This window comes from Rickettsia endosymbiont of Ceutorhynchus obstrictus (assembly GCF_964026565.1).
Lineage (GTDB): Bacteria > Pseudomonadota > Alphaproteobacteria > Rickettsiales > Rickettsiaceae > Rickettsia.
Genome location: NZ_OZ032162.1, coordinates 1,762,207 through 1,786,229, shown reverse-complemented (window position 1 = coordinate 1,786,229; position 24,023 = coordinate 1,762,207). Strand labels below are relative to the sequence as shown.

The window sequence follows — 24,023 nt, the reverse complement described above, 5'->3', positions numbered from 1 at the left end:
TATTTATTATTTTTTATCTTTCTAAAGCGTTATAATCACTAATAACTTTATTATAACGTAAATAATTGCGACTTATGCTTTCCTGCTGCGTGCCGGTTTTAGCATCCATTGCCAGATAACAAAAACTCTCTACTATATCGGTACATCTAGTCGAGCTTGAATGAGTACCACGCTTACTCGCATCAAACTCATATAAGCCGTTTAACCCTTCTCGGCATTTTCTCTCGTCTATTCGTAAATAACTCGCCGTAAGTAAATTACGGGCTTTGTTTATCATTTCTTCCCGTAAGTATTTTCGTCCTAGCTCAAAAGGTACAAAGCCTAGCTTTTCCGCTATCTCGTTTGCTTGTTGTAATCGTGTATCCAAGGTCGGCATTTGACGCCTAGCCATATCATGAGGCAGCACATTTCTTCCATAATTATAGGGGCGAAGCCTTAAATGATTTAAATAAAACTCTAAGCCTTTGCCTCGGTTAATATAGAAATCTATAATATCTAGACCCTTTTTCTTTTCCTGTACAAACCAAATACTAGTGTAATCAACTATGCCGATATCCCAATAAGTATTCACCTTGTAAGCCGGATCGTAAGGCAGCTGAGTTATGCGTCCTTCCGCTTCGGCAAGTCTTAACTGCTCGACAAACGTACCGCCTTGATCGGCGCGTTTGTAACGATAGGCTTCAAAGTCGCAATAAAATTCTCGGCGGATTTCTTCAGTTGTCATGTCTACTGATTTAAGGCTTGCAACCGCCACTAAAGGCTTGCTATCATGATCCGTAGTATCTTCAATGGTTTTAATCTCACAAAAAGCGTTTTCATCATCTTTATATTTTAAATATAACTCTTCGCCGTGTATTAATTTTGGATCATCGGCAGGCGTATATAAATAAAGCAGCCACGAATTATTGCGTATTACCATCGGCTCTATTACCGAACTCATCGCCCTTGGGTCGTGATAAGAATATTCGGAAATCACTGCTCCTTTAATACCGCTTCCCCTAATACTACTATAGCGATCACTACCGACAAACTGAATTACCGAACCGTTTTTAAATACTATTCGCTGTTTATATTGCTGTGATTTAGCAATAGCTGCCTCCGGAATAAATGACATATAAGAGCGTCCCGCTAAGGTCATGCCGTCCCAGACCGACATTTTAGCCTGGTTATAGGTCGGGTAAACATACCAGTATATGCCGACTTCCCGCAATGCGCTAGCTGTTATCCAGTTAATGCCCATAATATCCTTACCGGCTCTTCTATGCCACACGGCTATTGCCTTCTTACCTCCCTTATATAAATAACGCCATAAAGGCAATTGAAACGGATAGGGCGACCAATCAACCGGAAATTTTAAGCTTTTATTATTCTTTAAGTTTTGCTTATTTTCTTCTTTATTAGTCCGTGTTTGTTTTTGTATCGTTGTCACTATCCGCTCCGTAAGATTCTACTTCAAAATTACCGATTTCGCTTAATTGTTTTGTCTTATCGTTATCGTGTTTCTTATTCTCAACTGCGTTGCCGTTCTTACCGCTGCTTTGATATTTAGGCGAATTAGCCTTAAGATATTCTAGTAAACTCTTAGAACAATATTTCTTTTTGCGGACTATACATTCGCCGTCTTGGTTATAGGTTACCTCTTCATAGCCGTTAATAGCCCGATCATAGAGTACGGCTTCAGCTCTTTCGGATGCGTATCTAAGCGCAAGACTGACGCATTTAGTTAAATATTTGTCATCATGAATTAGTTTGTGTAAATGTATAGGAGACCCGACTATTACCTTCTTAGCAGCAAGACCGATATTGCCTATTTCGCATAGCTCTTGCAGAAAAATTATAATATTATCCTTAGAGCCGAATTTATCAATCGTGCTAGCTGCTATTTTATTTAAATGTTTATCAAATAATTTGTAATTTTTTGAGCTATAATTTTTAATCACAAAAATACCTCCAATCCCTGTATTATAGAGGTTTTTACCATGGATTACAAATGGAAGAGCTAATTATATGCTAACTTATAGTTATTGCCTTAAATTATTCTATTTATTAAACTGCGTTTGTGTTATAATTCATCTGTAAATTGTAATAATGAATGAGAAATGCAGAAACCTTCTAAAGACGAAACAAAAAATATAGATGAATTAAAAAATACTGCAGCAGAAAATGATGAAGAGTATATAGAAGATGATGAATGGTGGATGAGTTATGATAGTGGAGTACCTGCTGAAGATATTACTGAGCAGCTTTTAAAAGCAAAAGAAGAACTAGCTGCAAGTAAAAGGGGTTACAGTAAACTTGGATAAATAATATACTTACTAAATTGAGTTACCACACTTCTAAAGAGGGGTATTTGTATGGCTAGGGACATTAGAACTCTTATAGATGATTATCATACATGGTTAAAAGATAAAACAGATTGGCAGCAATTAACAAATTGCATAGAGATCACTACTCCCTACCTTGATCGACATAATGATTATATCCAAATTTATCTAAAGCAGGAAAAAGACTATTATATCCTGACTGATGATAGTTATACTCTTGAAGATTTAGAGCAATCAGGATATGCATTGGACTCTCCTGCTAGACAAAAATTTTTAGAAACGACACTTAACGGCTTTGGAATACAAAAGAATAAGAACGAATTATTTACTGAAATTAACCATCGGAATTTTGCTTTAAATAAACATAACCTTATCCAAGCAATTTTAGCTGTTAATTATCTGTTTTATAGCAAGGTTGAATGTTAAATTATTATTTGAATAGATTAGCTATTTACAAAAATATAAATTTATCAAAAAACGGAAAATTTTTTTTTATTAACCGATTAATTCCCTCCGCAAAAATTTTTTCAAACTCCCCCCAACCCCCTTCCTAAAGCCAAACTACCCCCTACCGTAGATTTAAGTCTCAGATCCGGCAAAAAAATAAGAAAAAACGGCAAAAAGTGGCTAAAAAACAACAATATTTGCCTTAATTTGTTAAATTATCCTTAGCCCTCTGCTGCTCCATCAGAGGGCTAAACACTTAGAACCCTAATAACTATAAGGATTTGATTAGGCTTTTAGTTTCATATGCTCCTTATATGTTCCGGGCAACGAATAACGGGGAAAATAAATATTATAATTACTATAATTTCTTCCTGCTCATACAATTAATCTATAAATATATAAATAACTACTTACTTATTATTAACTATTTATATAAATAATATCTTTATTATATTTAATAATTAAATATTAAATATTTCCTAATAAAACTCTTCTGATTTTCTTTCAAAAAATAAAAAATTATAAGTTAATAATAATTAGTATTATTCTTTATTATTTCGTTGTTTTGTTCAATGTTCCTCTTATTGCCGTTGAAAAGTCACAAAATTTTTATAATTTTGGTAAATATTAAAAAAATTATAAAAATTATTATTTTATCCGCTGTACTTCCAAAATTTCCCACGGTAATGGTGGTCTAAAGCGTTAATTAACTAATAACGTTTTATATATTAATAATTACTAACTATAAACTTAACAATTAATAATAGGTTTTTTATGTTTAACGTTAAAATTGACGGTACTAATTTTTATAAGCTTCATAATATTGACAAACATGATTTGACTAGAGCTTTTTTTCAAGGCGAAGTAGAATTTAATTTTAAATTAATAATAGAATATTACAGAAAAAATAAACATTTTAATAATATATACCAAAAAATTTATGAGGATTTGACTGCTTGGAATATATATTATGAACCACATGAAACCCAAACTTTTAAAGAAGAATTAATTATGAAGCAAGGTTTTCTTCCTTTTAGTTATGAGGGTAAAAACTTGATCGCTTTATGTAGAGATTTAAATGATGGTTGGTTTCACTGTTACGAAACGCAATTAGAAAAATACGCTCAACAAGTAACTAAAAAAAGTACCGAAGTTTACAATGATAAAGTATTTTATTTAAATAGCTATCGTTGATAAAAAAAGCCTAAAGTTAAGCTAATTTATAAGCTTAACTTTTCTTTTATAAGCACTATATAAGTTTAATTTAAGCTTTATTTAATAATAATAATTTAATTAGCACAAAATATTATATAAGCGTTGTTATTGTTTCGGGGGTAGTAACCTAATTATTTTTTTACTTAAGTAATACAATTAATCTATAAACAGATAAGTAATTTATGAATTACTTATCATTAACTATTAATATAAATAATATCCTTATTATGTTTAGTAATTAAATATTAAACATTTCTTAATAAAAATCTTCTAATTCTTCTTTTAAAAATAAAAAATTATAAGTTAAATAATAATTAGTATTAATATAGCTAGTAATTAATAATTGCTAGCTATATTTAATTGCTAACGAAAAATAGCAAATTTATTATTTTATAGTTTTTATAATAAAATATAGCCCAAATATTTAAATTCCCTAACTTTGCCGCAAGAAAGAGACACTAATAAAAATAATTATAATAACAATAAAATAGTAATAAAAAATCGTAAATACTTATCTTTCCTACTTTATAAAGTTTGTAACAAACTTACAAATCCTTATTCTTATCAGGTTTTTACCCTTTTACCGCCAAAAAGAGACAGTAGTAAAAATAATTACAATAATAATAAAAATAATGATTTCCCGCCTTGACTTCAAAATTACTTCATGACATCGATAGGATAACGACAAAAAAACTAATAATTATATATAAGTAAAAAAATTACACTAACAATAGTAATAAATAAATTTATAAAAAAATATTTTTTTATCGTTATGAAGTAAATAGATCACAATAACAACTTAACTATTAATAAATTGTGAAATTTAAAACTTTAATAAACTTAACAATTAATAATTAACAATAAAAAACGAGGTTAATTTATGATTATTTCTAAAGAACGTAAAATAGACTTTACAACTAATGGCAAGGCTGAAGCGTTAGAATATAACGACGAATTAATTACTACGTATTACAAAGACAAGCCGGAAATAACTAATAAGAATAATTCGCCGGAGGATAGGCTTGATTTAATATTTTGTAGTAATAACTTAGATTATCATATATGTTTTGAACCTTTAATTTTCAACGAAATAATAGCTTTTGAATGCGACTTAATACCTATTAAATATAATAAAAAGGGTATGTTAGCTTCGCCCTGTTATGGAATGGAGTTAATCGCTTGGCTAGGAAATTATGAATTATTAGCGAACATTATAATTAATAACCGAGGTAACTTTTTTACCTCTACGGGTAAGATTTCTAAGAATTTCAAAAATCTTATGGACAAAAACCTAGCCGAGAAAATCCTAAAAATATATTTAAAAGTATCAAAAACTCTTAACAATAAAACTAAAGAGAATTAGGCTTTTACTAATTCAAAAGTAAAATTATAACTTTCACAAGCTAGCCTTAATGCCGTAGAGTATTTACCGATGATCCACGCCCCTATAAAAGGGGTTTCCGGTTTAAGTTTTATTTGTTTTGAATCGTTATTTTCTTCAACCGCTTCTAATCTACTAAACCAAGATTTATCCACAGCCTCGCCGTAATGTGCTATCAAATATTGCCTTACTTTATACCATATCGAATTAGGATTTAACCCCGCAAGCCCGATATAGCCGTTGCTAAGCGTTTTTGCTGTTTGTTTAGGCGCATTGCCGGTAAAAGGTAAGATTTCCAAACGCTGTATTTCCCGCCCATACACCGCTTGTATTTCTTGAAGCAATCGAGTTTTAACATAATCGGACAAAGTAATATTTTTTGTTAATTTTAGTTGATAAGCCTCCGAGGCAATTTTAGAAAACTCACAAGAGCGTAATAAATGGTCAGCGATATCCGGTTCAAAAACTGCCGCTATCTTTCGCTCTAATAACGCCTTTTGACTCGTATCCAAGCTATATTCTTTTTCAGCTAAATATTCATCTCGTGCTTTAGTAACCTCATCCACTTTAAACTTAAAGCCGTCGTTATTCACAACCGGAGCTTGTCGCAGCTCATAAGTTAAAGCTTTAGCCATGTAATTTAAAACTGCTTTTTTGTTATAAAATTTATTATTTGGGTATTGCTCAGCAAGTTTCAGCAGTAATTGATTAGTGAAATTTAAATTAAATTCTCGGTTTGATCTAAGTTGTAATATGCCTATATCTTCTTCGGTTAACGGATGGAATTCGGATAATTTCTTACCGCCGCACCATTGTTTTGCCTTATCGATAAGCGTAGAAATCGGATTAGAGGAAATAGCCGAATCGGCTGAATGAGGATTAGCCTCCGGTGAAGGTAGAGGATTCTCGGCAAGGTCATTTTTATTATTTATTTCTAAATTTTTATTTATAAAATTAGATTCGCCGAGATATCTAGATTTATTTATAGATATACTATTATCTATTATATTGTCTGGGTAAAAATTTTTACAGGCACAGCTGCAATTTTTTTCAGGTTCAGCTGAAAAATTTTGTCGGTAAGGCTCAAAATTTTTTACAAGTTTTATACATGGCACGTTACGGCATTTTACGTAATTTTTTATCACCGTATTTAAAGTAAGTTGAATAAAACGCCGTCACGCAATTCCAGCAAGCACTGCCTAATACGACGCTGACAAACTCCGAGTAGTTGCTCAAAATAATAATAACTTTTTTGCAATTCATTTAATTCATCATTTGCCCTCTCTAAAATCTGATCATTTTGTAATAGCGAAACTATCAATGATAAAACTTGCCGAGCGGTTTTACTTAAAACTTTACCGTCGCTAGAAGTCAAATTACGCCATTCAGGCGGTATAAAATTACCGACTAAATTATAAAAAATAGTATCATTTACAGTTGTGGAAGTAGGAAAAGGTGTAACTATTTTTTGCATACGCCCTCCTTCTGAAACCCAGTTAAGAAGAGGCTTGGCGAGGTATTACCTAGATCGAAAATTAAGCCGAAAGGCGAATAAAAGGAACATATGAAATTTGAAAGAGAATAAAAAAGCCCTGAAAACCCGATAGGAACTGGTGCTGCCAGGGGGATTTGAACCCCCGACCTCATCATTACCAATGATGTGCTCTACCGCTGAGCTATGGCAGCTGAAATTTAAGAAAGGCGTCATTGCGAGCCGGTCTTGTTGCATGGATCAAAAATTACTATATTTTGAGTATTTTTTAAAAGTACCGCGGTGTCATGCCGTGGCTTGACCACGGCATCCAGTTAGGCTTTTTAATTTTTTCTGGATACCGTGGTCAAGCCCACTACTGTACGAACGTTTAAATAAAGAGGTAAAAATTCTGTCATTCCGTGGCTACGACCACGGAATCCAGCTTATAATATCATAAAAAGATTCTAAAATAAGTCTAATATGGCTTTATTTTCCTGGATGCCGTGATCAAGTCACGGCATGACACAGCCTTTTTTCAACGTTCGTACAGTAGTGGGTCAAGCAACTAGATGACACCATACTTGTAATAACCATAATACAGTAAATTATGAGCCATGCGCCCGCGCGGGAATGACATAAAAGGTTACGGGAATGACATTCCAACTGCTTTAAATTTATCCCCCAACAACACCCCATGAGAATAACATCAATTAAAACTCTTTTGCCATATATTATTATATAGGTCAAGGAAAAATTAATTGAAAATCATTTATTTTTATAATTCTTCCATTTCTGAACGATCTTTATAAAAAGATAATGCAACTAGTCCCAATATACTTAATAACATTATATAGTAAACCGCCGAAGTTACATGCCCTGTTTTTTGTACTAAATACTCTACAACAAGCGGAGCAGTTCCGCCAAAAATACTAGTTGCCGTGTTATAAGACAAGGAAAGCGCAGTATTACGGATATTTATTGGATAAAATTCTGCTTGTAAGGCCGGCTCCGGTCCGATATAGCTACCTGCTAAAACCGCCATTATCATTTGTGAAATAATTACTTCGGTAAAACTGCCGGTTTCAAATATTTTAATCAAAAACGGTGTTGCTGCAATAATAATGAATAAATTTATGACAAAAATTCGTCTGCGTCCTATTAAGTCCGATAAATAGCCGCTAAGCAGAGTTATAACTATCATAATTATATAGCATATGCTAGCAAGGCTATTTACTTCATTTTCCGTAAAGCCGCGGTTAATTTTTAAAAATGATACCAAATAAATTGCATGCAGATAAAATATTAATGACCCGGGCGCATTAATAAATATAGATATTAATATATCGAACCAATGCTTAACGATAACTCTTTTTAGAGGAGAATTTAAAATTTTATGATGTTTTTTGAGATTTTTAAAATCCGGAGTTTCAGGAGTATGTTTTTGGATATAAAGTCCGGCAAATAAGATAAAAAAGCCTAGCAAGAACGGGATTCTCCAACCGAAATTGTCAAATTGAGCGGTAGTTAAAACATTTTTAGTGAGGTAGGAAACAAAAGAGCCGAGTAATAACCCCGTACAAATACTAGACATCGAAATACTGCCGGTAAAACCTCGTTGTTTTTTATTCGTATGTTCAATAACAAAGGAAATAGAACCAGTAAGCGCGCCGCCCATTGAAAGACCCTGCAGTATGCGTACCAGGAACATTAATATAGTTGCCGTAATACCTATAGTAATGGAATGGACCTCCCTATATACAGAATCAATAACAGTAGTTATAGTTCTAGAATAGGAAATTAATCCTAGACAACAATAAGGAGGTCCAAATGGAAGTTAACACAATTGGCATAGATATTGCAAAAAGAATTTTTCAAATACATGGAGTAGATAAAAACGGCAAGACAATATTAAAGAAAAAATTGATTAGGGATCAAGTATTAAGCTTTATAGCTAATTTACCAAAATGTTTAGTAGGAATGGAGGCATGCGGCGGAGCTAATTATTGGGGAAGAGAAATAACAAAATTAGGACATGAGGTTAAATTGATAGCACCACAATTTGTAAAACCATATGTTAAAACTAATAAGAACGACCAAGCTGATGCAGAAGCAATATGCGAAGCAGTAGCGAGACCAAATATGAGATTTGTACCAATCAAAAGTGTAGAGCAGCAGGATATTTTATCAATTCATAGAATAAGAGCAAGGCTAGTAAGAAATCGTACTGCACTAGCTAATGAGATTAGAGGATTATTGTATGAATTTGGCTTAATTATTCCACAAGGGATAAATAAAGTTATCAGTAAATTAACAGAGATTTTAGATAGTGAAACTTTAAGCCGTCTTAGTTATCAAACGTTTAGCGAGTTGAAAGAAGAATTTGTAGATAATGATAAAAAAATAATAGAGTTAGAAAAAAGATTAAAAATACTAGCAGGTGAGTTAGAAGAATATAAACGATTAACAGCTATACCCGGTATAGGTTTAATTACTGCTACAGCATTAATAGCTTCGATAGGTAATGCAAAAAATTTTAGTAATGGTAGACAATTATCAACTTGGCTTGGTTTAGTACCAAAACAATATTCGAGTGGAGGTAAAGAAAGGTTACTTAGTATAAGCAAGAGAGGTGATACTTATTTACGTACTTTATTAATTCAAGGAGCAAGAGCGGTATTAAATGCTAAGCTAAGGTTTACAACTGAAGCACAAAAAAATAAAAAAGATTTTAGTAAATTTACTAAATGGATGTTTAATTTATTAGAACGATGTGGGCATAATAAAACTACTGTTGCAATAGCGAATAAATTAGCACGAGTAGTATTTGCAGTATTACGCACCGGCAATGATTATAATGAAACTAAAGTTTGTAACTGATAAGTTAACAAAATTTAGTAAATAAAATATTAATAAGTATTACTCTAAAATAGAGACTAATATATTCCAACCTGAAATATGCGTGAGATAATAATATTGATGGTAAATAAGACAAACCTTAACCTACAAAAAAACTGATTACCGCACAGGCTCTAATGAAGCCGGAAAAGTGATAAGTAAAAGTTAGTAGGTAGCGAATTCCATCAGGGCTAATTGATAAATTTAAAGTGATAAATTTAAAGTAATTTATCAATTATAAGCCGAATACATGACTGCATTTGCTTGTTGACTATTAAATATTATTTTTTTCTTGCATTATTGGGGAGGTCCATACATGTGGTAAGTCGGTAATATGCCGATTAATACGGTCGGGACGGACATACAAAATATAGCACTAGTTAAGGCTATTTTTCTGCCGAATTTATCGCCGATAATGCCGAAAAATATCCCTCCGACCGGTCTCATTAAATAACCTACCGCAAATACGAAGAAAGCTTGCAGTAATGAAACATTCGGATCATTATTCGGAAAAAATTTGACTCCTATAATAGGTGCAAAATGTCCAAATAAAAAATAATCATACCACTCAAAGGTATTGGCAATACCGGTAGAAAAAATTAACTTACTTTTATTCATTATTATTACATTTTTTACATTTTGATGTGGTTCTTAGTTAAAAAATACAACTATGTCATTCCCTCGCGCATGGATGTCACCTTAAGGAGCAAAAACGTAAGCCGTCATTGCGAGGAAGTGCAGGCATTGTTGCATGGCTACCGGAATCGTCATTGCGAGGAGGGACAAAGTCCCGACGTGGCAATCTAGGAAAAAAATAGCCAGGAATGCTATGGGAATTATTATTTTCTGGATTCCCGCTTTTAGCTAGAATGACATACTGCTGCTTTTATCGAGCCATGCAACAAAGCCCCGCGCAGGCGAGAATGACATAGTTCTAAGTTACGCCATATCTTTATTTTTCTTACTCATAACTTTCTTTTCTGAATATATTATAAAGAGTGTTGCGGGAATTATTATTAAAGCACCTTGCAAAGTACTTTTTTCAGGCAATTCGTTAAATACTAAATAAGCCGCTAGAGCTGAAATTATTAATTCTAAATATCTATAAGGAGCAGTAGCGGTAGCATCTACTAAGCTAAATGCTTTAAGTAAAAAGAATAAAATTAAACTGCCGCCGCATCCCAAAATAAATAATAATAGTAACTCAAACATTGTCGGAGTTTGCCAATATTGTACTGCAGGCGGTACGGACACTATGGCGGTAACTATCGCCGAATAAAATAACATACTAATCATCGATTCTTTTACTACGAATTTTTTATTGATAATATCCAGCATGGCAAATGATATAGCCGCCAGAACAAAAAATAATATTTCAGGATTAAAGTCGCTAGTATGCGGTTTTAAAGTTATTACAACGCCGAGAAGACCGATTAAAGTTACTACCCATCGCTGCCAAATAATATTTTCGTTAAGAAAAAATATAGCAAGTACTAAGGTGAATAAAGGTATTGAGAAGCTAATAACGGTTGCGGTAGTTACCGGAGCAATGCTAAGACCGTAAGTCCAAGACGTCATACCGAAAAATAATAACACTCCTCTTAATATATGAACGAACGGGCGGCTAGTTTTTAAGGTATCCTTGCCGTAATACGCAACAAACGGTAATAAAATTAGTGCGCTGAAAAGAAAACGGAAAAAAGCTACTTCAAAACTATGTAAGCGGATACCGAGATATTTAGTAGTTATATCGTTGGCAGCGCTACTTATCAAGCTTAATAAAAACCAGCTAATACCGGTAAGATATGTTTTTAGCGCACTATTCATTAATCTACTCTCAATTTATAATTATTTTTATTTAAATGTCTTGCTTTTATGATAGAAGAATTTTATCTTTTATGACAATTGCCGTGTGTTTATATAAAAATTTCAAAAAGGTTATGTATAATACAGCAATCTATTTTAAGCAAGAAAAGGTTGTAATTTATGATAAGAATAGTTAAAAAATTGGGGATATTTGTATTTGTTGCGTGTATAAGTATTAATAGTTTTGCAAAATCTACAAGTTATGATGATGTAGATTCTACATCGAATTATGATACGGATTATTATGAAAATGAAGGAAGCCTAACGTTCAAAGTCCGGCTAGCGGGAATACAGTCTAGTGCATCGCAGAAAAATTTACCGCCTCCGACGAGTAGCACGCCGGTTTCAGTCGGCAAATTTGTTGAAAACGGTTATGGCGGAGATGCCTCGACTACTATATTCTTTAATAGCTATCTTGCCGCAGAGCTGTCACTAGGGGTAAATGTCTTACGTACTAAATATTCTTCTTTAGGTAATATAGCAAATAATTACGGCGTTAATAGCGACCTTGGAAAAAGAAAAGATTTATATATGATTCCGGCAACCGTTACCGGACAATATCATATTGCACCTTACGGAGGTGTAAGACCTTATGTAGGAGTCGGTTATCACGGTTCTTATTTACTTACTCAATCAAAAGTTTTTAAAATTAAAAACGGTCACGGAGCAGTCGCGCAAATAGGAATAGATTTCTATGCTAAGGATGATACGTTAATCAATTTAGATGTAAGGCAATTTTTCTTAAGTCCGAAAGTTACTTATAAATCAAATTTAGTCGGCACTAATAACGTAACTTCTAAGGTTAAGCTTAATCCCCTAGTAATTTCAGCAGGTATAGGCTTTAATTTTTAATGTGTGGATCGATAAGAACGTTCTTTATGTCGTTCTAGCTAAAGACGGATGGGGGTATCAACTTAAGCGATAAAGGTCCATAAAGTTCGTCATTGCGAGGAGGCATTGTTGCGTAGATACTAGAATCGTCATTGCGAGGAGGGACGTAGTCCCGACGTGGCAATCCAGGAAAAAATAGCAAAAAATGTTATGAAACTTATTATTTTCTAGATTGCCGCGTTCCGCACAAATGCGGCGTTGTTGTATGGCTCGAATTTTTGCAAAGTGTTTCGCTGTCACCCCGTGGCTTGACCGGCTTTGTTGCATGGATCGAAAATTGCTATATTTTGGGTATTCTTTAAAAGTACCGCGCTGTCATGCCGTGGCTTGACCACGGCATCCAGTCAGGCTTTTTAATTTTTTCTGGATACCGTGGTCAAGCCACGGTATGACAAGTTTTAAGCGATTTTAACCATCCATGCAACAACGCCGACTTGATCACGGGGTCCAGAAAGTAAGAACTGGATACCGTGGTCAAGCCCACTACTGTACGAACGTTGAAAAAAGGCTGTGTCATGCCGTGACTTGATCACGGCATCCAGGAAAATAAAGCCATATTAGACTTATTTTAGAATCTTTTTATGATATTATAAGCTGGACTGAAGTGGTCGTAGCCACGGAATGACAGAATTTTTACCTCTTTATTTAAACGTTCGTACAATAGTGGGTCAAGCCACGGTATGACAGCGTACAAGGAATATCTAAATATGTCATTACAAATTATCCAGTTATTATATTTAGTTTCTGCCGTTTGCTTTATTTTATCGTTAAAGTTTTTATCATCACCGAAACAAGCTCGTCTTGGAAGTTATGTCGGTATCGGCGGTATGATAATAGCGGTCGGTATTACTTTTTTTCTTCCCGATTTTGCTCATAAACTTCCTATTATAATAATTATTCTAGCCGGCGGAATGGTCGGCGGTAGTATCGCTAAAAAAATCTCAATGACGGCAATGCCGCAATTAGTTGCCGGTTTTCATTCTTTTGTCGGTCTCGCTGCGGTATTTGTAGCTTATGCCGCAATATTATCTCCGGAAAATTTTGCGATCGGCATAGCCGGCAATTTACCGATTAGTTCGTTGATAGAAATTTCTTTAGGTGTATCTATCGGTGCTTTAACTTTTAGCGGCTCGATAATAGCCTTCCTGAAATTACAAGGATTAATGAGAAGTGCGCCGATAAAATTTGACGGTCAACAATATATATGTTTGCTAGCAATCGGAATGTTATTAATTTTAATAATATTATTTATTCGTTCGGAAAATATATTTTTATTTAACCTGATAATAATTTTATCATTACTAGCGGGCGTATTATTAATAATACCGGTCAGTGGGGCCGATATGCCTGTTATCGTCTCAATGTTAAATTCTTATTCCGGTTTTGCGGCGGCGGGAATCGGTTTTACGCTGAGTAATAGCTTATTAATTATTACCGGTGCATTGGTAGGCAGTAGCGGCGCGATACTTAGTTATATAATGTGTAAGGCGATGAATCGCTCGCTTATTAAAGTTATTTTCGGCGCTTTTTTATCACCGCCCAAAAGTTCCGGCGGTAACATCGATAACGATAAAGTGGCAAAAGTAAGCTGTCCCGAAGATGCTGCCGGTTTATTACGTAATGCCTCATCTATTATAATAGTTCCGGGTTACGGGATGGCGGTTGCTCAATCACAGCATATTATAAAAGAAATGGTTGATATATTAGAGCGTGCGGATATTAACGTAAGATTTGCCGTACATCCGGTTGCGGGTAGAATGCCCGGCCATATGAATGTGCTACTTGCCGAGGCTAATATCGATTATGAAAAGGTATTAGAGCTTGAAGAAATTAACCGAGATTTTGCCAATACCGACGTGGTGCTAGTGATCGGCGCAAATGACGTAACAAATCCTGCCGCTAAGAATGATCCGGCTAGTCCGATTTATGGGATGCCGGTACTTGACGTAGAAAAAGCTCGAATAATTTTATTTATAAAACGTTCAATGGCCCCAGGCTATGCCGGCATAGAAAATGAATTATTCTATCATGATAATACTTTAATGTTATTCGGAGATGCTAAGAAAGTTATTGAAGACATCGTTAAGTTTTTAAATGATGATTGACTTGAAGCTAATGTTTTGTTAAAAGTATATAACTATTGTTAATCTGAAGAAGTGTCATACCGTGGCTTGACCCACTACTGTACGAACGTTTAAATAAAGAGGTAAAAATTCTGTCATTCCGTGGCTACGACCACGGAATCCAGCTTATAATATCATAAAAAGATTCTAAAATAAGTCTAATATGGCTTTATTTTCCTGGATGCCGTGATCAAGTCACGGCATGACACAGCCTTTTTTCAACGTTCGTACAGTAGTGGGCTTGACCACGGTATGACACTTCTTATAATAACTATAATACGGTAAATTATTAACCATGCAACGACGCCTCGCCTACGCGGGAATGATATCAATTATGAACAGTATACTCACAAACATTTTTTAAATTAACATTAACTATCATGAATGCGCAAAAAATACTCCCTCTTCTTCCGAAAGCCACAGCTATATGGTTAATTGAAAATACTTCTTTAACTTTTAAACAAATTGCTGATTTTTGCGGTATTCATGAATTTGAAATAAAAGGTATGGCGGACGGGGAAGTGGCGCAATCTATTAAAGGACTAGACCCTGTCGCCAACGGTCAGTTGACTTTAGAAGAGATTGAGCGTTGCAGTAAAGATCCGCAGAGTAGTTTACAAATTCTGATTAGCTCGGCTTATGAGTTGATGGATAGTAAGAAAAAACAACGCGCCAAATATATCCCCATTGCTAGGCGTCAAGATAAGCCGGATGCAATTTATTGGTTATTGCGAAATTATCCGACGATCCTGGATAATCAAATAATTAAATTAATCGGTACTACTAAATCTACTATAGCGGCTATTAGAGATCGCAGTCACTGGAATATGAAAAGTATCCACGCGCGTGATCCCGTGTTGCTTGGGATATGCAGCCAAGTAGAATTAAACAAAATAATAGCACAATTAGAGCTTTCTTCAGCAAAAAATCATGGAGATGAAAATACCGATACTAAGTAATAAATATAGCAAGTATTTCAAAGATTTAGTTTTGAGGTAACCCTTATCATCAACGAATTATCTAACCTTTACAATTACTTAAAAATGTTTGCCAAGATTTAAAAATTTTTCTGGACTTGGGAATATAATAATTATATAAACTTTGACAGTAAGTAACCCCAACTATGGATAATTCTTATCCATAGTTCGCGTTAAGTAGGTTATTTTAAAATAGAAGGGCTCGTAGCTCAGTTGGTTAGAGCACGCCGCTCATAACGGTGTGGTCGCAGGTTCAAGTCCTGCCGAGCCCACCAGCGTTTTTCAGCAAATTCATGCACGTATCGGACTAGCCTTGTTGCATGGCTCAAAAATTAATAAAAACCCCGTCATTGCGAAGCCACGGAGTAGCTGTGGCAATCTAGGAAAAATAGTCATCCTGAATTTATTTCAGGATATTTTTCAATAGACTTCTTTCCAAACTCGCTTATAGGGAGGAATTTGAAGGAGACACTTCACCTTGAACCGCAGCGTACTCTAGTGTATGTGAGGATTCGAGTACCGGCTCGACGTACAAATTACCCCTAGAAGTAGAGAGTTTCAAAAGAAGTCTAATAGATGCGGCAAACTTGTTCAGCATGACAATAAAAGTATTATTCTCTAGATTGCCGCTCTAGACTACTCCCCCCTCGCAATGACGATTCCGGTAGTATATACAAGTTAAATTGAGCGTAAATTACTTCGCTGCAATTGCATTTTTATTACAAAAAAAATATTTTTAAGCTTCTAAAACAAATAATAAGCAATAAAATTGGATCGCTAAATTAATTATAGTTAACATTTAGTTAAATAAATACTGAAAACAAAATTAGGTAATTATATGAATTTTGATGATTATAAAAACGGTGAAGTGCTAGATTTTAAAGGTAAATTAAATGATACCGATATCCCAAATCTATTAGAATATTTAAATAAACATTCTGAGATTACTAATCTTGATTTATCCTTTTGCAGAGGTATAACCGATGAAAGTATAAAAGCAATAGCCGCTTCTAAGAATCTCGAAAATATTACCAATCTTAAGCTAACTGGTTGTAATAAGATAACAGATGAAAGTATAAAGGCAATAGCTGCTTCTGAGAATTTTAGAAATATTACTAATCTTGATTCATCCCTTTGTAATGGTATAACAGATGAAAGTATAAAGGCAATAGCCGCTTCTGAGAATTTCAAAAATCTTACTAATCTTAAGTTAACTAGCTGTTATAATATAACTGATAAAGGTTTAGAGGCTTTAGCGGTTTCTAAGAATTTCACAAATCTTACTAATCTTGATTTGGCCTATTGTGATAATATAACCGATGAAGGTATAAAGTTTTTAGTAGGCTCTGAGTATTTAAAAAATCTTACTGATCTTGATTTGTTTCGCTGTAATATAACCGGCACTACAATAGAGATGTTCGTAGAAAAAAACCCATTTAAAAATATCAGATTTCCAATAAATGAGCAAAAACTTTACGACGGCTTATGTAAAATCAGAGATAATAAGGATAAAGCAGGTTTTAAATTAGAAGAAGCTGTAAAAGATATGGTGTTTAATATAGCACCGGCTGATGAGCAAGGTAACGTAATCAAGTATATAATAGAAAATTCAGCAAAGTACCATTTTGCAATCAATTCAGTTAAAGATGAATATGATTTAGCTGATTTTTATACTCATTCTCCTGAAATGCAACAATTTTTGTTTAATCACGGCATGGTTCCAAAGCCTGAGTCTAAGGAGCAGGATCCAACATTACGGGAGATGGCTCAGGGGCAACAATCCGTACACCATAGTGACGCTGTGAAAAAGACAAATTTTATTACTAATGAGTTAGTACAATCGGCTCAGCTATCAACAGGTAAGCTGCAAGAAAAAGCGGAAGAATACAAAGATAAAATACTTCCTGAATTATTTAAGGATCAAAATCCTTTAACTATTAAGCTTCTTGAGTTAACTGAAGCAGAAAAAAAGAGTGTAATGGAGAAGACTTTAGGAAGTAATAAAATACCGGATGATCAAAGCTTTGTTCAGCAAGTAAAAGAGAAGTCATTAAATGTATTAGAAAGCAAGTATTTAAGCAAAAGTAACGGCGAATACCGAAGCGGCTATTCAACTGCTCTTCTGCAATATGATTGGACGGAGGGAGCGGAGAAAAAAATTACTATACCTGAATCTATTGGTTTAATAGACCAATTAATAGATACCGCAAATATTTCTAGAAAAGATAAACAGGAATTATGCGTCACTCTTTTAGAAAAAAATCCCGAATTAGTTAAAGAAAAATTCCCTGAAGTAAAAAAAGTCTTTAATGATTCTAATCTTTCCTTAGAACAGATAAAGGATAGACCCGAGCTACATAAATTACTAAATAATATTAGTGAGGATAAATTAAGTAAATTATTTAATGATGTCAGTGGTCTTAATATAGATGAAACTTGGAAAGAGCAACAAAGGTTTAAGCTTGCTAAGCAGCTTTATGTAGCAGCTACAACTTATGGTGAGGATAATAGTGCATGTATTCAAGGGACATGGTCACAAATTATTGATAGTGCTTCAGAAATAAATCCAGAGTTACTCACTAAATTTACAAATTATAGGGATGAAGAAAGAAAACGAGAAGCAGCTTCTGTTACAAAAGATAATATAGTTTCATTCGTAGAAGTAGTAGTTAATAAATTTAAAGAAGATGAAACTATAATGAAAGATGATAAATTAAGAGATAATTTAGAAGATTTAGTTCTTGGAATGAAAATAATAAATTTTAACGAACCAGAAAAGATAACTATCCCTGAACAACAGATATTAGCAAAAGTTAATCAAGAATTTACAGATCATATAAAAGAACATTTACCTGAATATGGAAAGCTAATACCTACTCGTGAAGAATATCAAATAATTATAAATTCAATACCTAGCTCCAGATCAGCGCCAGCTTTAGCTGCTAAATTAGAACAACCTATCGAGAAACAGGTAGATAACACCGCAAAGTCTGCCGGTAAGCAAGAATCATTCACTGATCGTGTTCGTAGTAGATCAGCTTCCCCCCAAGCTTCTCGTACAAGATAAGGAACAGAAAGGTCTATTGGAAAAAATAGCCGGCAAAGCTTAGTTCTATAACTATTGACTACGCATTTCTGATTCTAATATATAAATCATCTTTATATTCACTACGAAAACCTCTTTTATTTCCTTTCCCCAACAAGCTTACAAAGCAATTCCTCTAAAATATCTTATGTGACATATCTGAAACAGTTATTGATTTTTCGGGTAAAATCAAGTATGGTGCCTTTACTATTTAATAATTAACGATTAGCTTATAAATTAAGTTTAGTAACTCAAAAATTAATTAATCACGTTTCACTTTTTAATAAATAATAAAAAGAAGATAGCTGTATAAATAATTATTTACTAACTTGTTTAATCTCCTCGAAAGTTCCTAATTAATTTATATTTTGCACTATTCTTTACGAAACTACTCAACTTTTATAAGCATAAATACGCCTGCTTTGAAATTGTTTCGTAAATAAACATCAAAGGCAAAATATAACATTTTCAATACATCTTCTTTAAAATCTAAGTTTAAGTTTTTCGTTAAATATCAAATAGTAAGATAGCTAATTTTATTAATTAACATAAACACTTAAGGATTAAACATATGCCAATAAATACAACAAATAATGAAATACCCTCCTTTAAAAATAATGGAATACTCCCTCCTAAATTAAATATGGAAATGTCAGATGAAGATTATAATAAATTATTGAAAGCGGTAGAAAGCGATAAATTAGAAGAATTTATTACTGAATATAAAAAAACATATAATTTTTTAAATGATGAGGATGTAATTAGCATTGGTTTAAGTAAATTTATTAATAGTTATGATGTAAACTTAGATACAAAAATATTATTCCATCTTCCAAGAAAATTATTATATTTTAAAGAAAAATTTAATCTTGAATCGATAGTAACAACAGATAAGTATGGTAACACTCCTATTTATTATGCTTTAAAACAAGATGTATGCATAGAAGCAATTAGAACCTTTATAGATATAGCTCCAGAAATAAACCCTACAATTTTAACAAAGAAGTTTGTGCTTGACGATGATTCCATAAAAAGAATTTCTCAAGTAATGCATGAAGCTAGTTATGAGAAATACCCTTGGGCAATTGTAAAAAAAATTTTTACTCCTATATATGCAGAAGAAAGTATAGAAAAATTGATAGGAGAATTGGACGAGGAGTGGATGAATAGTTACTACATTTAAAATACAAGTTGCTTCGCACTTCAATTTTTATAAATAACTATACAAAGCTTAATAAAAGGAGTGGATATATGAGTAAAAGTAAACCTTTGATAGATAGTGATTTGCCAAATTTGAATCCAGTTGGTGAGAATGGGATAGATTTTATTCCAAAGTTTGGTTTAAGAGAAGCCGGAAAATCGACTAAAAGACTAGGGCTTGGGGAAAATCAAAACTCACCAATATTAACGAAATTAAATGAGCTAGCAAAAGAGGTTCCTTCTTTTCCTTATTCGGCTCTAGTGCTTAGAGATAATACAATATACATTGCTCAGAGTAGCGGTAAAGAAGGGCAGGAAGTCCCTAAAATAGATCCAGAAAAACTGAAAGAAAAGCCTGCTTTTCAGAAGTTGCTAACAGAGTTAAATGTTCAAGAATTGAAGATTGAAATCAAGCGTTATAGACCTACAGGAAATCATCCAGATGCAATAGCAATTGCTGAGCCTATCAAGATGCTTACCGAACATGAGTTTGGAGAAATGAATGACGAACTATCTAAATCAATGTATTTAGGATTAGCTGCTTTCAATGATAAGTTAACTCTAATAGGTCAGGATCCTGCTAGTTGTGCAGCTTGTACAGCAATTATTAAAACCCTAAATGCTAATGGTTATAATATTAGTGTTAAGTTTCATACCCCTACTAACTTTCCAGGTGATAAGGATTATAAAATACCGGATTTTATAAAAAATAACCCTAAATACTTGGATAGTTATTGCCAATATCTTGAAAAGAGTTTGCAAGAACTTAAGGAAATAATTAAAGATGAATCAAACCTAAACAAAATATACTTACAAAGCAAAATACATGAAATAGAAAAGGATAATACATTAAGCAAAGACAACAAAGATAAAAAAATTGAGGAGGTTAAAGAGGAAATAAACATTTTACTTAAGAATCAAGATCCAGTAACCATGGTTGAAATTAAGATGTTTAAGAATACTACCTTAAATAAATTTGCTATTGATGTGTCTAAAGCTCAAGAAGAAATAGTAAGCTTAAAGCAATCCAATATCGAAATGCTTAAACAACAGGCAGTGGCTCACAATATAATTTCAGATTTAGGAAATGAAATTACAGGATATAAAAATCTCGAAAAGAACGCAAAAGAAATAATACCAAGTTTTGATATGTTTTTGCAGCGAGTAAGCAATATAGATGAGCATAATACAATTAATGAAAAAATAAAGCATTTATTAAAGGATCAGGTTAAAAAAGAGTATGACAAGAGCATAGAAGAAGGGGTAGGTAATAAAAAACAAGCTGAAAATTTAAGTAACGCAATAAAAGATAATGAACAAGAAATAAATAATTTAAGGAAAAGCAGAAAAGAATTACAGTCGAAAATTTTTAAAAATTATTCTCAGATAGAAGCTTCTACTAATAAGCTTGAAGAATTATATAAAAAAAATTTTAAAGCATCCTTAACTATTAGCAATAACCACTCAATTATTAAAGACAATAATAATGCAATACAGACTAAAAATGAAGAAATGAAGCACATGAAACCAGGTTCTGCAAACCAACGTAGAGCGCAAGGTGCTATAGACGAGCGTAGTGAGAGTAATAATACTCTTAAAGCTAGTAATACTGAATTTGAAAATAAAAAAAATGAATTAACGGCAGAAATAGAAAAGGAAGAAAAAAATCTCTCAAATATATTCAAACCAATTAATGAGCAATACAAAAAAAAAGAAAATGCAATAAATGAAAATATTGCAAAAATCACAAACAATAAAATTTCAAGTTTATCAAAGTTGATGGAGGTTACTAATAGTGCCATGCAAGCTTCTAAAGAAGCTAAAAAACAATATTATGAAGGTCATTATATAGCAGTACGAAAAATTATTGAAAATTACTCTGCTTCTTTAAATTTAGCTAATATCAATAATAACTCAATATCTAGTGGTATTACAGCAACTACAGGTAACCAACATCTCACTCACACTGAAAAAGAAAACCTCACAAACCTCATACTACAAGAAGAACTAAACGGCAATGGAAAATATAACTTAAATGATCGTTTAGCCGCCGTAAATGATAACCGGGCGTTACTGAATAAGTTTGATAGGGAAGCGGTAATTACGGCAAATATAGATTTTAAGGTAATCGATGCGAAAAAATCTGCAGAAACCGAAAAAACCGGTTCCGTAGAAATTAGACCGGAGCATAATCATTCAACCGATCACGGTAATAACAATCAGGCTTTAATTGCAGAAATTCAAGCGGGTACAATTGATAAAAATACGGTAATAGCTATTGAGCGCAAGCAATATGGCGAAAATCTCGGTATGAAGGACGTAATTAAAATAGCTAATATACTAGAACATAACGAAAAAAATCCTGACAACCCTTTAAAACTGCCTGAAGAGTTAGAGAATGCTCCTATATTCCAAGATGCGCTTTTATATAAAGTAGCTAAAGAAAAAGGGATTAAGGTTATAAGCTTGGAAGGTGGAAATTTAGAGCATACAAAAGATTCTGCTTTATATAATGAAAATCGTGAACAATATATGACGGACGTAATTAGTGAAGTTCGCAGTAAAGGGTATAATGTAATTGCTAGCGTCGGCACTAACCACGTAACTAATCTAGAAAAAGCTCTAGAAAGCCGGCAGAAACATGATACAGGAGTTAGCCATATACCTAGAAAATTCACGCAAAAAGCTTTAAATAGTTCTAAACCGGTACCTGCAGGAATGATAAGCATGAAAGGAGTAAAGAAAGACAATAATACATCGTGGCAAGATTTATTAACTAGCCAATCCACAAAAAAGACGCAAGTGGGGAGAAATTAGTAGCTACTCAACCCTACTAGAATCGTCATGGCGAAACGGCATTTGCATGGCTACCAAGCTCATCATTGCGAGGCCCCTCTAGCGTTGTTGCTAGGCTTCAGAAAGTGCCAAATTTGTCATACCGTGGCTTGACCCACTACTGTACGAACGTTGAAAAAAGGCTGTGTCATGCCGTGACTTGATCACGGCATCCAGGAAAATAAAGCCATATTAGACTTATTTTAGAATCTTTTTATGATATTATAAGCCGGATTCCGTGGTCGTAGCCACGGAATGACAGAATTTTTACCTCTTTATTTAAACGTTCGTACAGTAGTGGGCTTGACCACGGTATCCAGAAAAGCAAATTATAATGGTATTATTTATATATTTTCCTGGATTCCGTGAATAAATCACGGAATGACATAGTGGAATTTGCTATAAATTTGGAGCCATGCAACAACGCCGGCGCCTCTTGACGTTGTGGCCATCTAACTCTTGTCATGCTGAACTTGTTTCAGCATCTAATATAAAAAGATCCTGAAATAAATTCAGGATGACTATTTTCCTAGATTGCCACGTCGGGACTACGTCCCTCCTCGCAATGACGGGGAATTTTGATCCACGTAACAATGCCGATTGTTTCTCACAGAAACAACTAGCCGCGTGTTTAGATTAAGCTAACACATCTGAAATCTTATACATTCCCTAGTTATTAGCTCACTTTTTAACGCTATATTTAATTTGTTAATCTTTTTTATTTGACTTGTTACTGATATACTTGTAGTTATTTTAGTAAATATAAAGGTTAACTCATGGTTAGCAAATATTAATAAATGCAAGCTAAGGAGGGAATTATGTTTTTATTTAAAGGATTAATACAACCATGATGTGAAGAATTAATAACAGCGATAAGGGCAAGTAAGGTAGAAGAAGCGCAAAACTTAATCGAACGCATGAGTCAGAGCGAGTTAAGCAAAATCGATAGTAACGGCGATATAGCATTAACTTGGGCTGCCGAGAAAGGCTTAGAAAAAGTTTGTGAGCTACTTATTCCTAAAATGTCTGATCAGGTTATTAATCACATTAATAATAACGGTGAAACTGCTTTAAGTTTAGCTATAAAAAACAATTTTAAAAATATATGTGATTTATTAACTTTAAAATCAAATGAACAAAATAAAACAAATATAGAAAAGGATTATGAAGCACAGCCAACAAAAATACTTATAACTTTTGAGAATAATGAACTTAATGAATTAATAGACCATACAAATATAAATGATGCTACTATACTGGGTATAGGATAGTACTATATTAAAGAAAGGGGCAAATTGCTCCCATCTTGT

At 33.3% G+C, this 24,023-nt stretch carries 26 protein-coding genes, 2 tRNA genes and 2 pseudogenes; 17 read left to right on the top strand and 13 right to left on the bottom strand.

The genetic code is table 11. From position 1 onward, the window contains the following. Positions 1 to 13: 13 nt before the first annotated feature. Together AAGD64_RS10270 and AAGD64_RS10265 are read right to left on the bottom strand one after the other, a co-directional pair. Positions 14 to 1,429: a hypothetical protein gene (locus AAGD64_RS10270; RefSeq protein WP_341793354.1), complete on the bottom strand. Its 1,416-nt coding sequence runs from the start codon at positions 1,427 to 1,429 to the stop codon at positions 14 to 16. Continuing rightward, positions 1,398 to 1,940, bottom strand: a complete 543-nt coding sequence (locus AAGD64_RS10265; RefSeq protein WP_341793353.1) for a hypothetical protein — start codon at positions 1,938 to 1,940, stop codon at positions 1,398 to 1,400. Before AAGD64_RS10265 ends, AAGD64_RS10270 begins: the two co-directional genes overlap by 32 nt. A gap of 159 nt (positions 1,941 to 2,099) precedes the next feature. Between AAGD64_RS10265 and AAGD64_RS10260 the strand changes: the two genes are divergently transcribed. The 5 genes from AAGD64_RS10260 (at position 2,100) to AAGD64_RS10240 (ending at position 5,349) form a co-directional block, all read left to right on the top strand. Further along, positions 2,100 to 2,303: a hypothetical protein gene (locus AAGD64_RS10260; RefSeq protein ID WP_253307670.1), complete on the top strand. Its 204-nt coding sequence runs from the start codon at positions 2,100 to 2,102 to the stop codon at positions 2,301 to 2,303. A 51-nt stretch (positions 2,304 to 2,354) separates the two neighbouring features. Continuing rightward, entirely contained in the window at positions 2,355 to 2,750 is a 396-nt protein-coding gene (locus AAGD64_RS10255; protein ID WP_341793352.1) for a DUF1828 domain-containing protein, read from the top strand. A 795-nt stretch (positions 2,751 to 3,545) separates the two neighbouring features. Continuing rightward, positions 3,546 to 3,965 carry a hypothetical protein gene (locus AAGD64_RS10250; RefSeq protein WP_341792617.1) on the top strand — a complete coding sequence of 140 codons (420 nt, stop codon included), beginning with the start codon at positions 3,546 to 3,548 and terminating at the stop codon, positions 3,963 to 3,965. A gap of 460 nt (positions 3,966 to 4,425) precedes the next feature. Further along, positions 4,426 to 4,635 carry a hypothetical protein gene (locus AAGD64_RS10245; RefSeq protein WP_341792618.1) on the top strand — a complete coding sequence of 70 codons (210 nt, stop codon included), beginning with the start codon at positions 4,426 to 4,428 and terminating at the stop codon, positions 4,633 to 4,635. 231 nt (positions 4,636 to 4,866) lie between these two features. Further along, positions 4,867 to 5,349 carry a hypothetical protein gene (locus AAGD64_RS10240; protein ID WP_341793351.1) on the top strand — a complete coding sequence of 161 codons (483 nt, stop codon included), beginning with the start codon at positions 4,867 to 4,869 and terminating at the stop codon, positions 5,347 to 5,349. Here AAGD64_RS10240 and AAGD64_RS10235 read toward each other — a convergent pair. The 5 genes from AAGD64_RS10235 to AAGD64_RS10215 form a co-directional block, all read right to left on the bottom strand. Next, on the bottom strand, positions 5,346 to 6,482 hold the full coding sequence (locus AAGD64_RS10235; RefSeq protein ID WP_341793350.1) for a DnaA N-terminal domain-containing protein: 1,137 nt from the start codon (positions 6,480 to 6,482) through the stop codon (positions 5,346 to 5,348). The genes AAGD64_RS10240 and AAGD64_RS10235 overlap by 4 nt on opposite strands. A 35-nt stretch (positions 6,483 to 6,517) precedes the next feature. Then, a complete protein-coding gene (locus tag AAGD64_RS10230; RefSeq protein ID WP_341793349.1) occupies positions 6,518 to 6,841 on the bottom strand; it encodes a hypothetical protein in 324 nt (107 codons plus the stop codon). A gap of 137 nt (positions 6,842 to 6,978) precedes the next feature. Continuing rightward, positions 6,979 to 7,053 (bottom strand) — tRNA-Thr (locus AAGD64_RS10225). 295 nt (positions 7,054 to 7,348) lie between these two features. Next, positions 7,349 to 7,588, bottom strand: a complete 240-nt coding sequence (locus AAGD64_RS10220; protein WP_341793348.1) for a hypothetical protein — start codon at positions 7,586 to 7,588, stop codon at positions 7,349 to 7,351. 28 nt (positions 7,589 to 7,616) lie between these two features. Then, the gene (locus AAGD64_RS10215; protein WP_341794205.1) at positions 7,617 to 8,621 is read right to left on the bottom strand and encodes an MFS transporter; all 1,005 of its coding nucleotides are present in this window, start codon (positions 8,619 to 8,621) and stop codon (positions 7,617 to 7,619) included. A 47-nt stretch (positions 8,622 to 8,668) separates the two neighbouring features. Here AAGD64_RS10215 and AAGD64_RS10210 point away from each other — a divergent pair, with 47 nt between their 5' ends. Next, entirely contained in the window at positions 8,669 to 9,718 is a 1,050-nt protein-coding gene (locus AAGD64_RS10210) for an IS110 family transposase (RefSeq protein ID WP_341792650.1), read from the top strand. 327 nt (positions 9,719 to 10,045) lie between these two features. On the opposite strand, the pseudogene AAGD64_RS10205 reads toward AAGD64_RS10210, so the two are convergent. Further along, a pseudogene (locus AAGD64_RS10205) lies at positions 10,046 to 10,354 on the bottom strand (MFS transporter); the annotation flags it as partial. A 24-nt stretch (positions 10,355 to 10,378) separates the two neighbouring features. Here AAGD64_RS10205 and AAGD64_RS10200 point away from each other — a divergent pair. Next, on the top strand, positions 10,379 to 10,543 hold the full coding sequence (locus AAGD64_RS10200; RefSeq protein ID WP_341793347.1) for a hypothetical protein: 165 nt from the start codon (positions 10,379 to 10,381) through the stop codon (positions 10,541 to 10,543). A 132-nt stretch (positions 10,544 to 10,675) separates the two neighbouring features. Here AAGD64_RS10200 and AAGD64_RS10195 read toward each other — a convergent pair whose 3' ends face one another. Beyond that, the gene (locus AAGD64_RS10195) at positions 10,676 to 11,563 is read right to left on the bottom strand and encodes a DMT family transporter (RefSeq protein WP_253308303.1); all 888 of its coding nucleotides are present in this window, start codon (positions 11,561 to 11,563) and stop codon (positions 10,676 to 10,678) included. A 159-nt stretch (positions 11,564 to 11,722) separates the two neighbouring features. Between AAGD64_RS10195 and AAGD64_RS10190 the strand changes: the two genes are divergently transcribed. Then, on the top strand, positions 11,723 to 12,454 hold the full coding sequence (locus AAGD64_RS10190; RefSeq protein WP_341793346.1) for an OmpW family outer membrane protein: 732 nt from the start codon (positions 11,723 to 11,725) through the stop codon (positions 12,452 to 12,454). Positions 12,455 to 12,511: 57 nt separating this feature from the next. On the opposite strand, the gene AAGD64_RS10185 is transcribed toward AAGD64_RS10190, so the two are convergent. The 3 genes from AAGD64_RS10185 to AAGD64_RS10175 form a co-directional block, all read right to left on the bottom strand. Further along, positions 12,512 to 12,760, bottom strand: a complete 249-nt coding sequence (locus AAGD64_RS10185) for a hypothetical protein (RefSeq protein ID WP_341793345.1) — start codon at positions 12,758 to 12,760, stop codon at positions 12,512 to 12,514. A 131-nt stretch (positions 12,761 to 12,891) separates the two neighbouring features. Continuing rightward, the gene (locus tag AAGD64_RS10180) at positions 12,892 to 13,026 is read right to left on the bottom strand and encodes a hypothetical protein (RefSeq protein ID WP_341793344.1); all 135 of its coding nucleotides are present in this window, start codon (positions 13,024 to 13,026) and stop codon (positions 12,892 to 12,894) included. Positions 13,027 to 13,061: 35 nt separating this feature from the next. After that, complete coding sequence (locus AAGD64_RS10175; RefSeq protein ID WP_341793343.1) at positions 13,062 to 13,187, bottom strand: hypothetical protein; 126 nt, start codon at positions 13,185 to 13,187, stop codon at positions 13,062 to 13,064. Positions 13,188 to 13,200: 13 nt separating this feature from the next. Between AAGD64_RS10175 and AAGD64_RS10170 the strand changes: the two genes are divergently transcribed. From AAGD64_RS10170 to AAGD64_RS10140, 7 genes and pseudogenes are all read left to right on the top strand, one after another. Next, positions 13,201 to 14,598: an NAD(P)(+) transhydrogenase (Re/Si-specific) subunit beta gene (locus tag AAGD64_RS10170; protein WP_341793342.1), complete on the top strand. Its 1,398-nt coding sequence runs from the start codon at positions 13,201 to 13,203 to the stop codon at positions 14,596 to 14,598. A gap of 398 nt (positions 14,599 to 14,996) precedes the next feature. Beyond that, positions 14,997 to 15,575 carry a cell cycle transcriptional regulator TrcR gene (locus tag AAGD64_RS10165; protein ID WP_253308306.1) on the top strand — a complete coding sequence of 193 codons (579 nt, stop codon included), beginning with the start codon at positions 14,997 to 14,999 and terminating at the stop codon, positions 15,573 to 15,575. 216 nt (positions 15,576 to 15,791) lie between these two features. Beyond that, a tRNA-Ile gene (locus tag AAGD64_RS10160) sits at positions 15,792 to 15,868 on the top strand. 126 nt (positions 15,869 to 15,994) lie between these two features. Continuing rightward, positions 15,995 to 16,228, top strand: a pseudogene (locus AAGD64_RS10155) (palindromic element RPE1 domain-containing protein). Between the two features lie 203 nt (positions 16,229 to 16,431). Continuing rightward, positions 16,432 to 18,660, top strand: a complete 2,229-nt coding sequence (locus tag AAGD64_RS10150) for a hypothetical protein (RefSeq protein ID WP_341793341.1) — start codon at positions 16,432 to 16,434, stop codon at positions 18,658 to 18,660. Between the two features lie 589 nt (positions 18,661 to 19,249). Further along, on the top strand, positions 19,250 to 19,861 hold the full coding sequence (locus AAGD64_RS10145) for a hypothetical protein (RefSeq protein WP_341793340.1): 612 nt from the start codon (positions 19,250 to 19,252) through the stop codon (positions 19,859 to 19,861). 68 nt (positions 19,862 to 19,929) lie between these two features. Continuing rightward, entirely contained in the window at positions 19,930 to 22,695 is a 2,766-nt protein-coding gene (locus AAGD64_RS10140) for a hypothetical protein (protein WP_341793339.1), read from the top strand. 358 nt (positions 22,696 to 23,053) lie between these two features. Here AAGD64_RS10140 and AAGD64_RS10135 read toward each other — a convergent pair whose 3' ends face one another. After that, positions 23,054 to 23,179: a hypothetical protein gene (locus AAGD64_RS10135; protein ID WP_341793338.1), complete on the bottom strand. Its 126-nt coding sequence runs from the start codon at positions 23,177 to 23,179 to the stop codon at positions 23,054 to 23,056. 51 nt (positions 23,180 to 23,230) lie between these two features. Here AAGD64_RS10135 and AAGD64_RS10130 point away from each other — a divergent pair, with 51 nt between their 5' ends. Both AAGD64_RS10130 and AAGD64_RS10125 read left to right on the top strand, forming a co-directional pair. Further along, a complete protein-coding gene (locus AAGD64_RS10130; RefSeq protein WP_341793337.1) occupies positions 23,231 to 23,353 on the top strand; it encodes a hypothetical protein in 123 nt (40 codons plus the stop codon). 277 nt (positions 23,354 to 23,630) lie between these two features. Beyond that, positions 23,631 to 23,984, top strand: coding sequence for an ankyrin repeat domain-containing protein (locus tag AAGD64_RS10125; protein WP_341793336.1), 354 nt, complete (start codon positions 23,631 to 23,633; stop codon positions 23,982 to 23,984). Positions 23,985 to 24,023: the final 39 nt, after the last annotated feature.

Coding starts and splice junctions, on each gene's coding strand:
- AAGD64_RS10260 (WP_253307670.1), top strand. CDS start 2,100: ATGCAGAAACCTTCTAAAGACGAAACAAAAAATATAGATGAATTAAAA.
- AAGD64_RS10255 (WP_341793352.1), top strand. CDS start 2,355: ATGGCTAGGGACATTAGAACTCTTATAGATGATTATCATACATGGTTA.
- AAGD64_RS10250 (WP_341792617.1), top strand. CDS start 3,546: ATGTTTAACGTTAAAATTGACGGTACTAATTTTTATAAGCTTCATAAT.
- AAGD64_RS10240 (WP_341793351.1), top strand. CDS start 4,867: ATGATTATTTCTAAAGAACGTAAAATAGACTTTACAACTAATGGCAAG.
- AAGD64_RS10230 (WP_341793349.1), bottom strand. CDS start 6,841: ATGCAAAAAATAGTTACACCTTTTCCTACTTCCACAACTGTAAATGAT.
- AAGD64_RS10210 (WP_341792650.1), top strand. CDS start 8,669: ATGGAAGTTAACACAATTGGCATAGATATTGCAAAAAGAATTTTTCAA.
- AAGD64_RS10200 (WP_341793347.1), top strand. CDS start 10,379: ATGTGGTTCTTAGTTAAAAAATACAACTATGTCATTCCCTCGCGCATG.
- AAGD64_RS10195 (WP_253308303.1), bottom strand. CDS start 11,563: ATGAATAGTGCGCTAAAAACATATCTTACCGGTATTAGCTGGTTTTTA.
- AAGD64_RS10190 (WP_341793346.1), top strand. CDS start 11,723: ATGATAAGAATAGTTAAAAAATTGGGGATATTTGTATTTGTTGCGTGT.
- AAGD64_RS10185 (WP_341793345.1), bottom strand. CDS start 12,760: ATGCAACAAAGCCGGTCAAGCCACGGGGTGACAGCGAAACACTTTGCA.
- AAGD64_RS10170 (WP_341793342.1), top strand. CDS start 13,201: ATGTCATTACAAATTATCCAGTTATTATATTTAGTTTCTGCCGTTTGC.
- AAGD64_RS10165 (WP_253308306.1), top strand. CDS start 14,997: ATGAATGCGCAAAAAATACTCCCTCTTCTTCCGAAAGCCACAGCTATA.
- AAGD64_RS10150 (WP_341793341.1), top strand. CDS start 16,432: ATGAATTTTGATGATTATAAAAACGGTGAAGTGCTAGATTTTAAAGGT.
- AAGD64_RS10145 (WP_341793340.1), top strand. CDS start 19,250: ATGCCAATAAATACAACAAATAATGAAATACCCTCCTTTAAAAATAAT.
- AAGD64_RS10140 (WP_341793339.1), top strand. CDS start 19,930: ATGAGTAAAAGTAAACCTTTGATAGATAGTGATTTGCCAAATTTGAAT.
- AAGD64_RS10135 (WP_341793338.1), bottom strand. CDS start 23,179: ATGACAAGAGTTAGATGGCCACAACGTCAAGAGGCGCCGGCGTTGTTG.
- AAGD64_RS10130 (WP_341793337.1), top strand. CDS start 23,231: ATGACTATTTTCCTAGATTGCCACGTCGGGACTACGTCCCTCCTCGCA.
- AAGD64_RS10125 (WP_341793336.1), top strand. CDS start 23,631: ATGAGTCAGAGCGAGTTAAGCAAAATCGATAGTAACGGCGATATAGCA.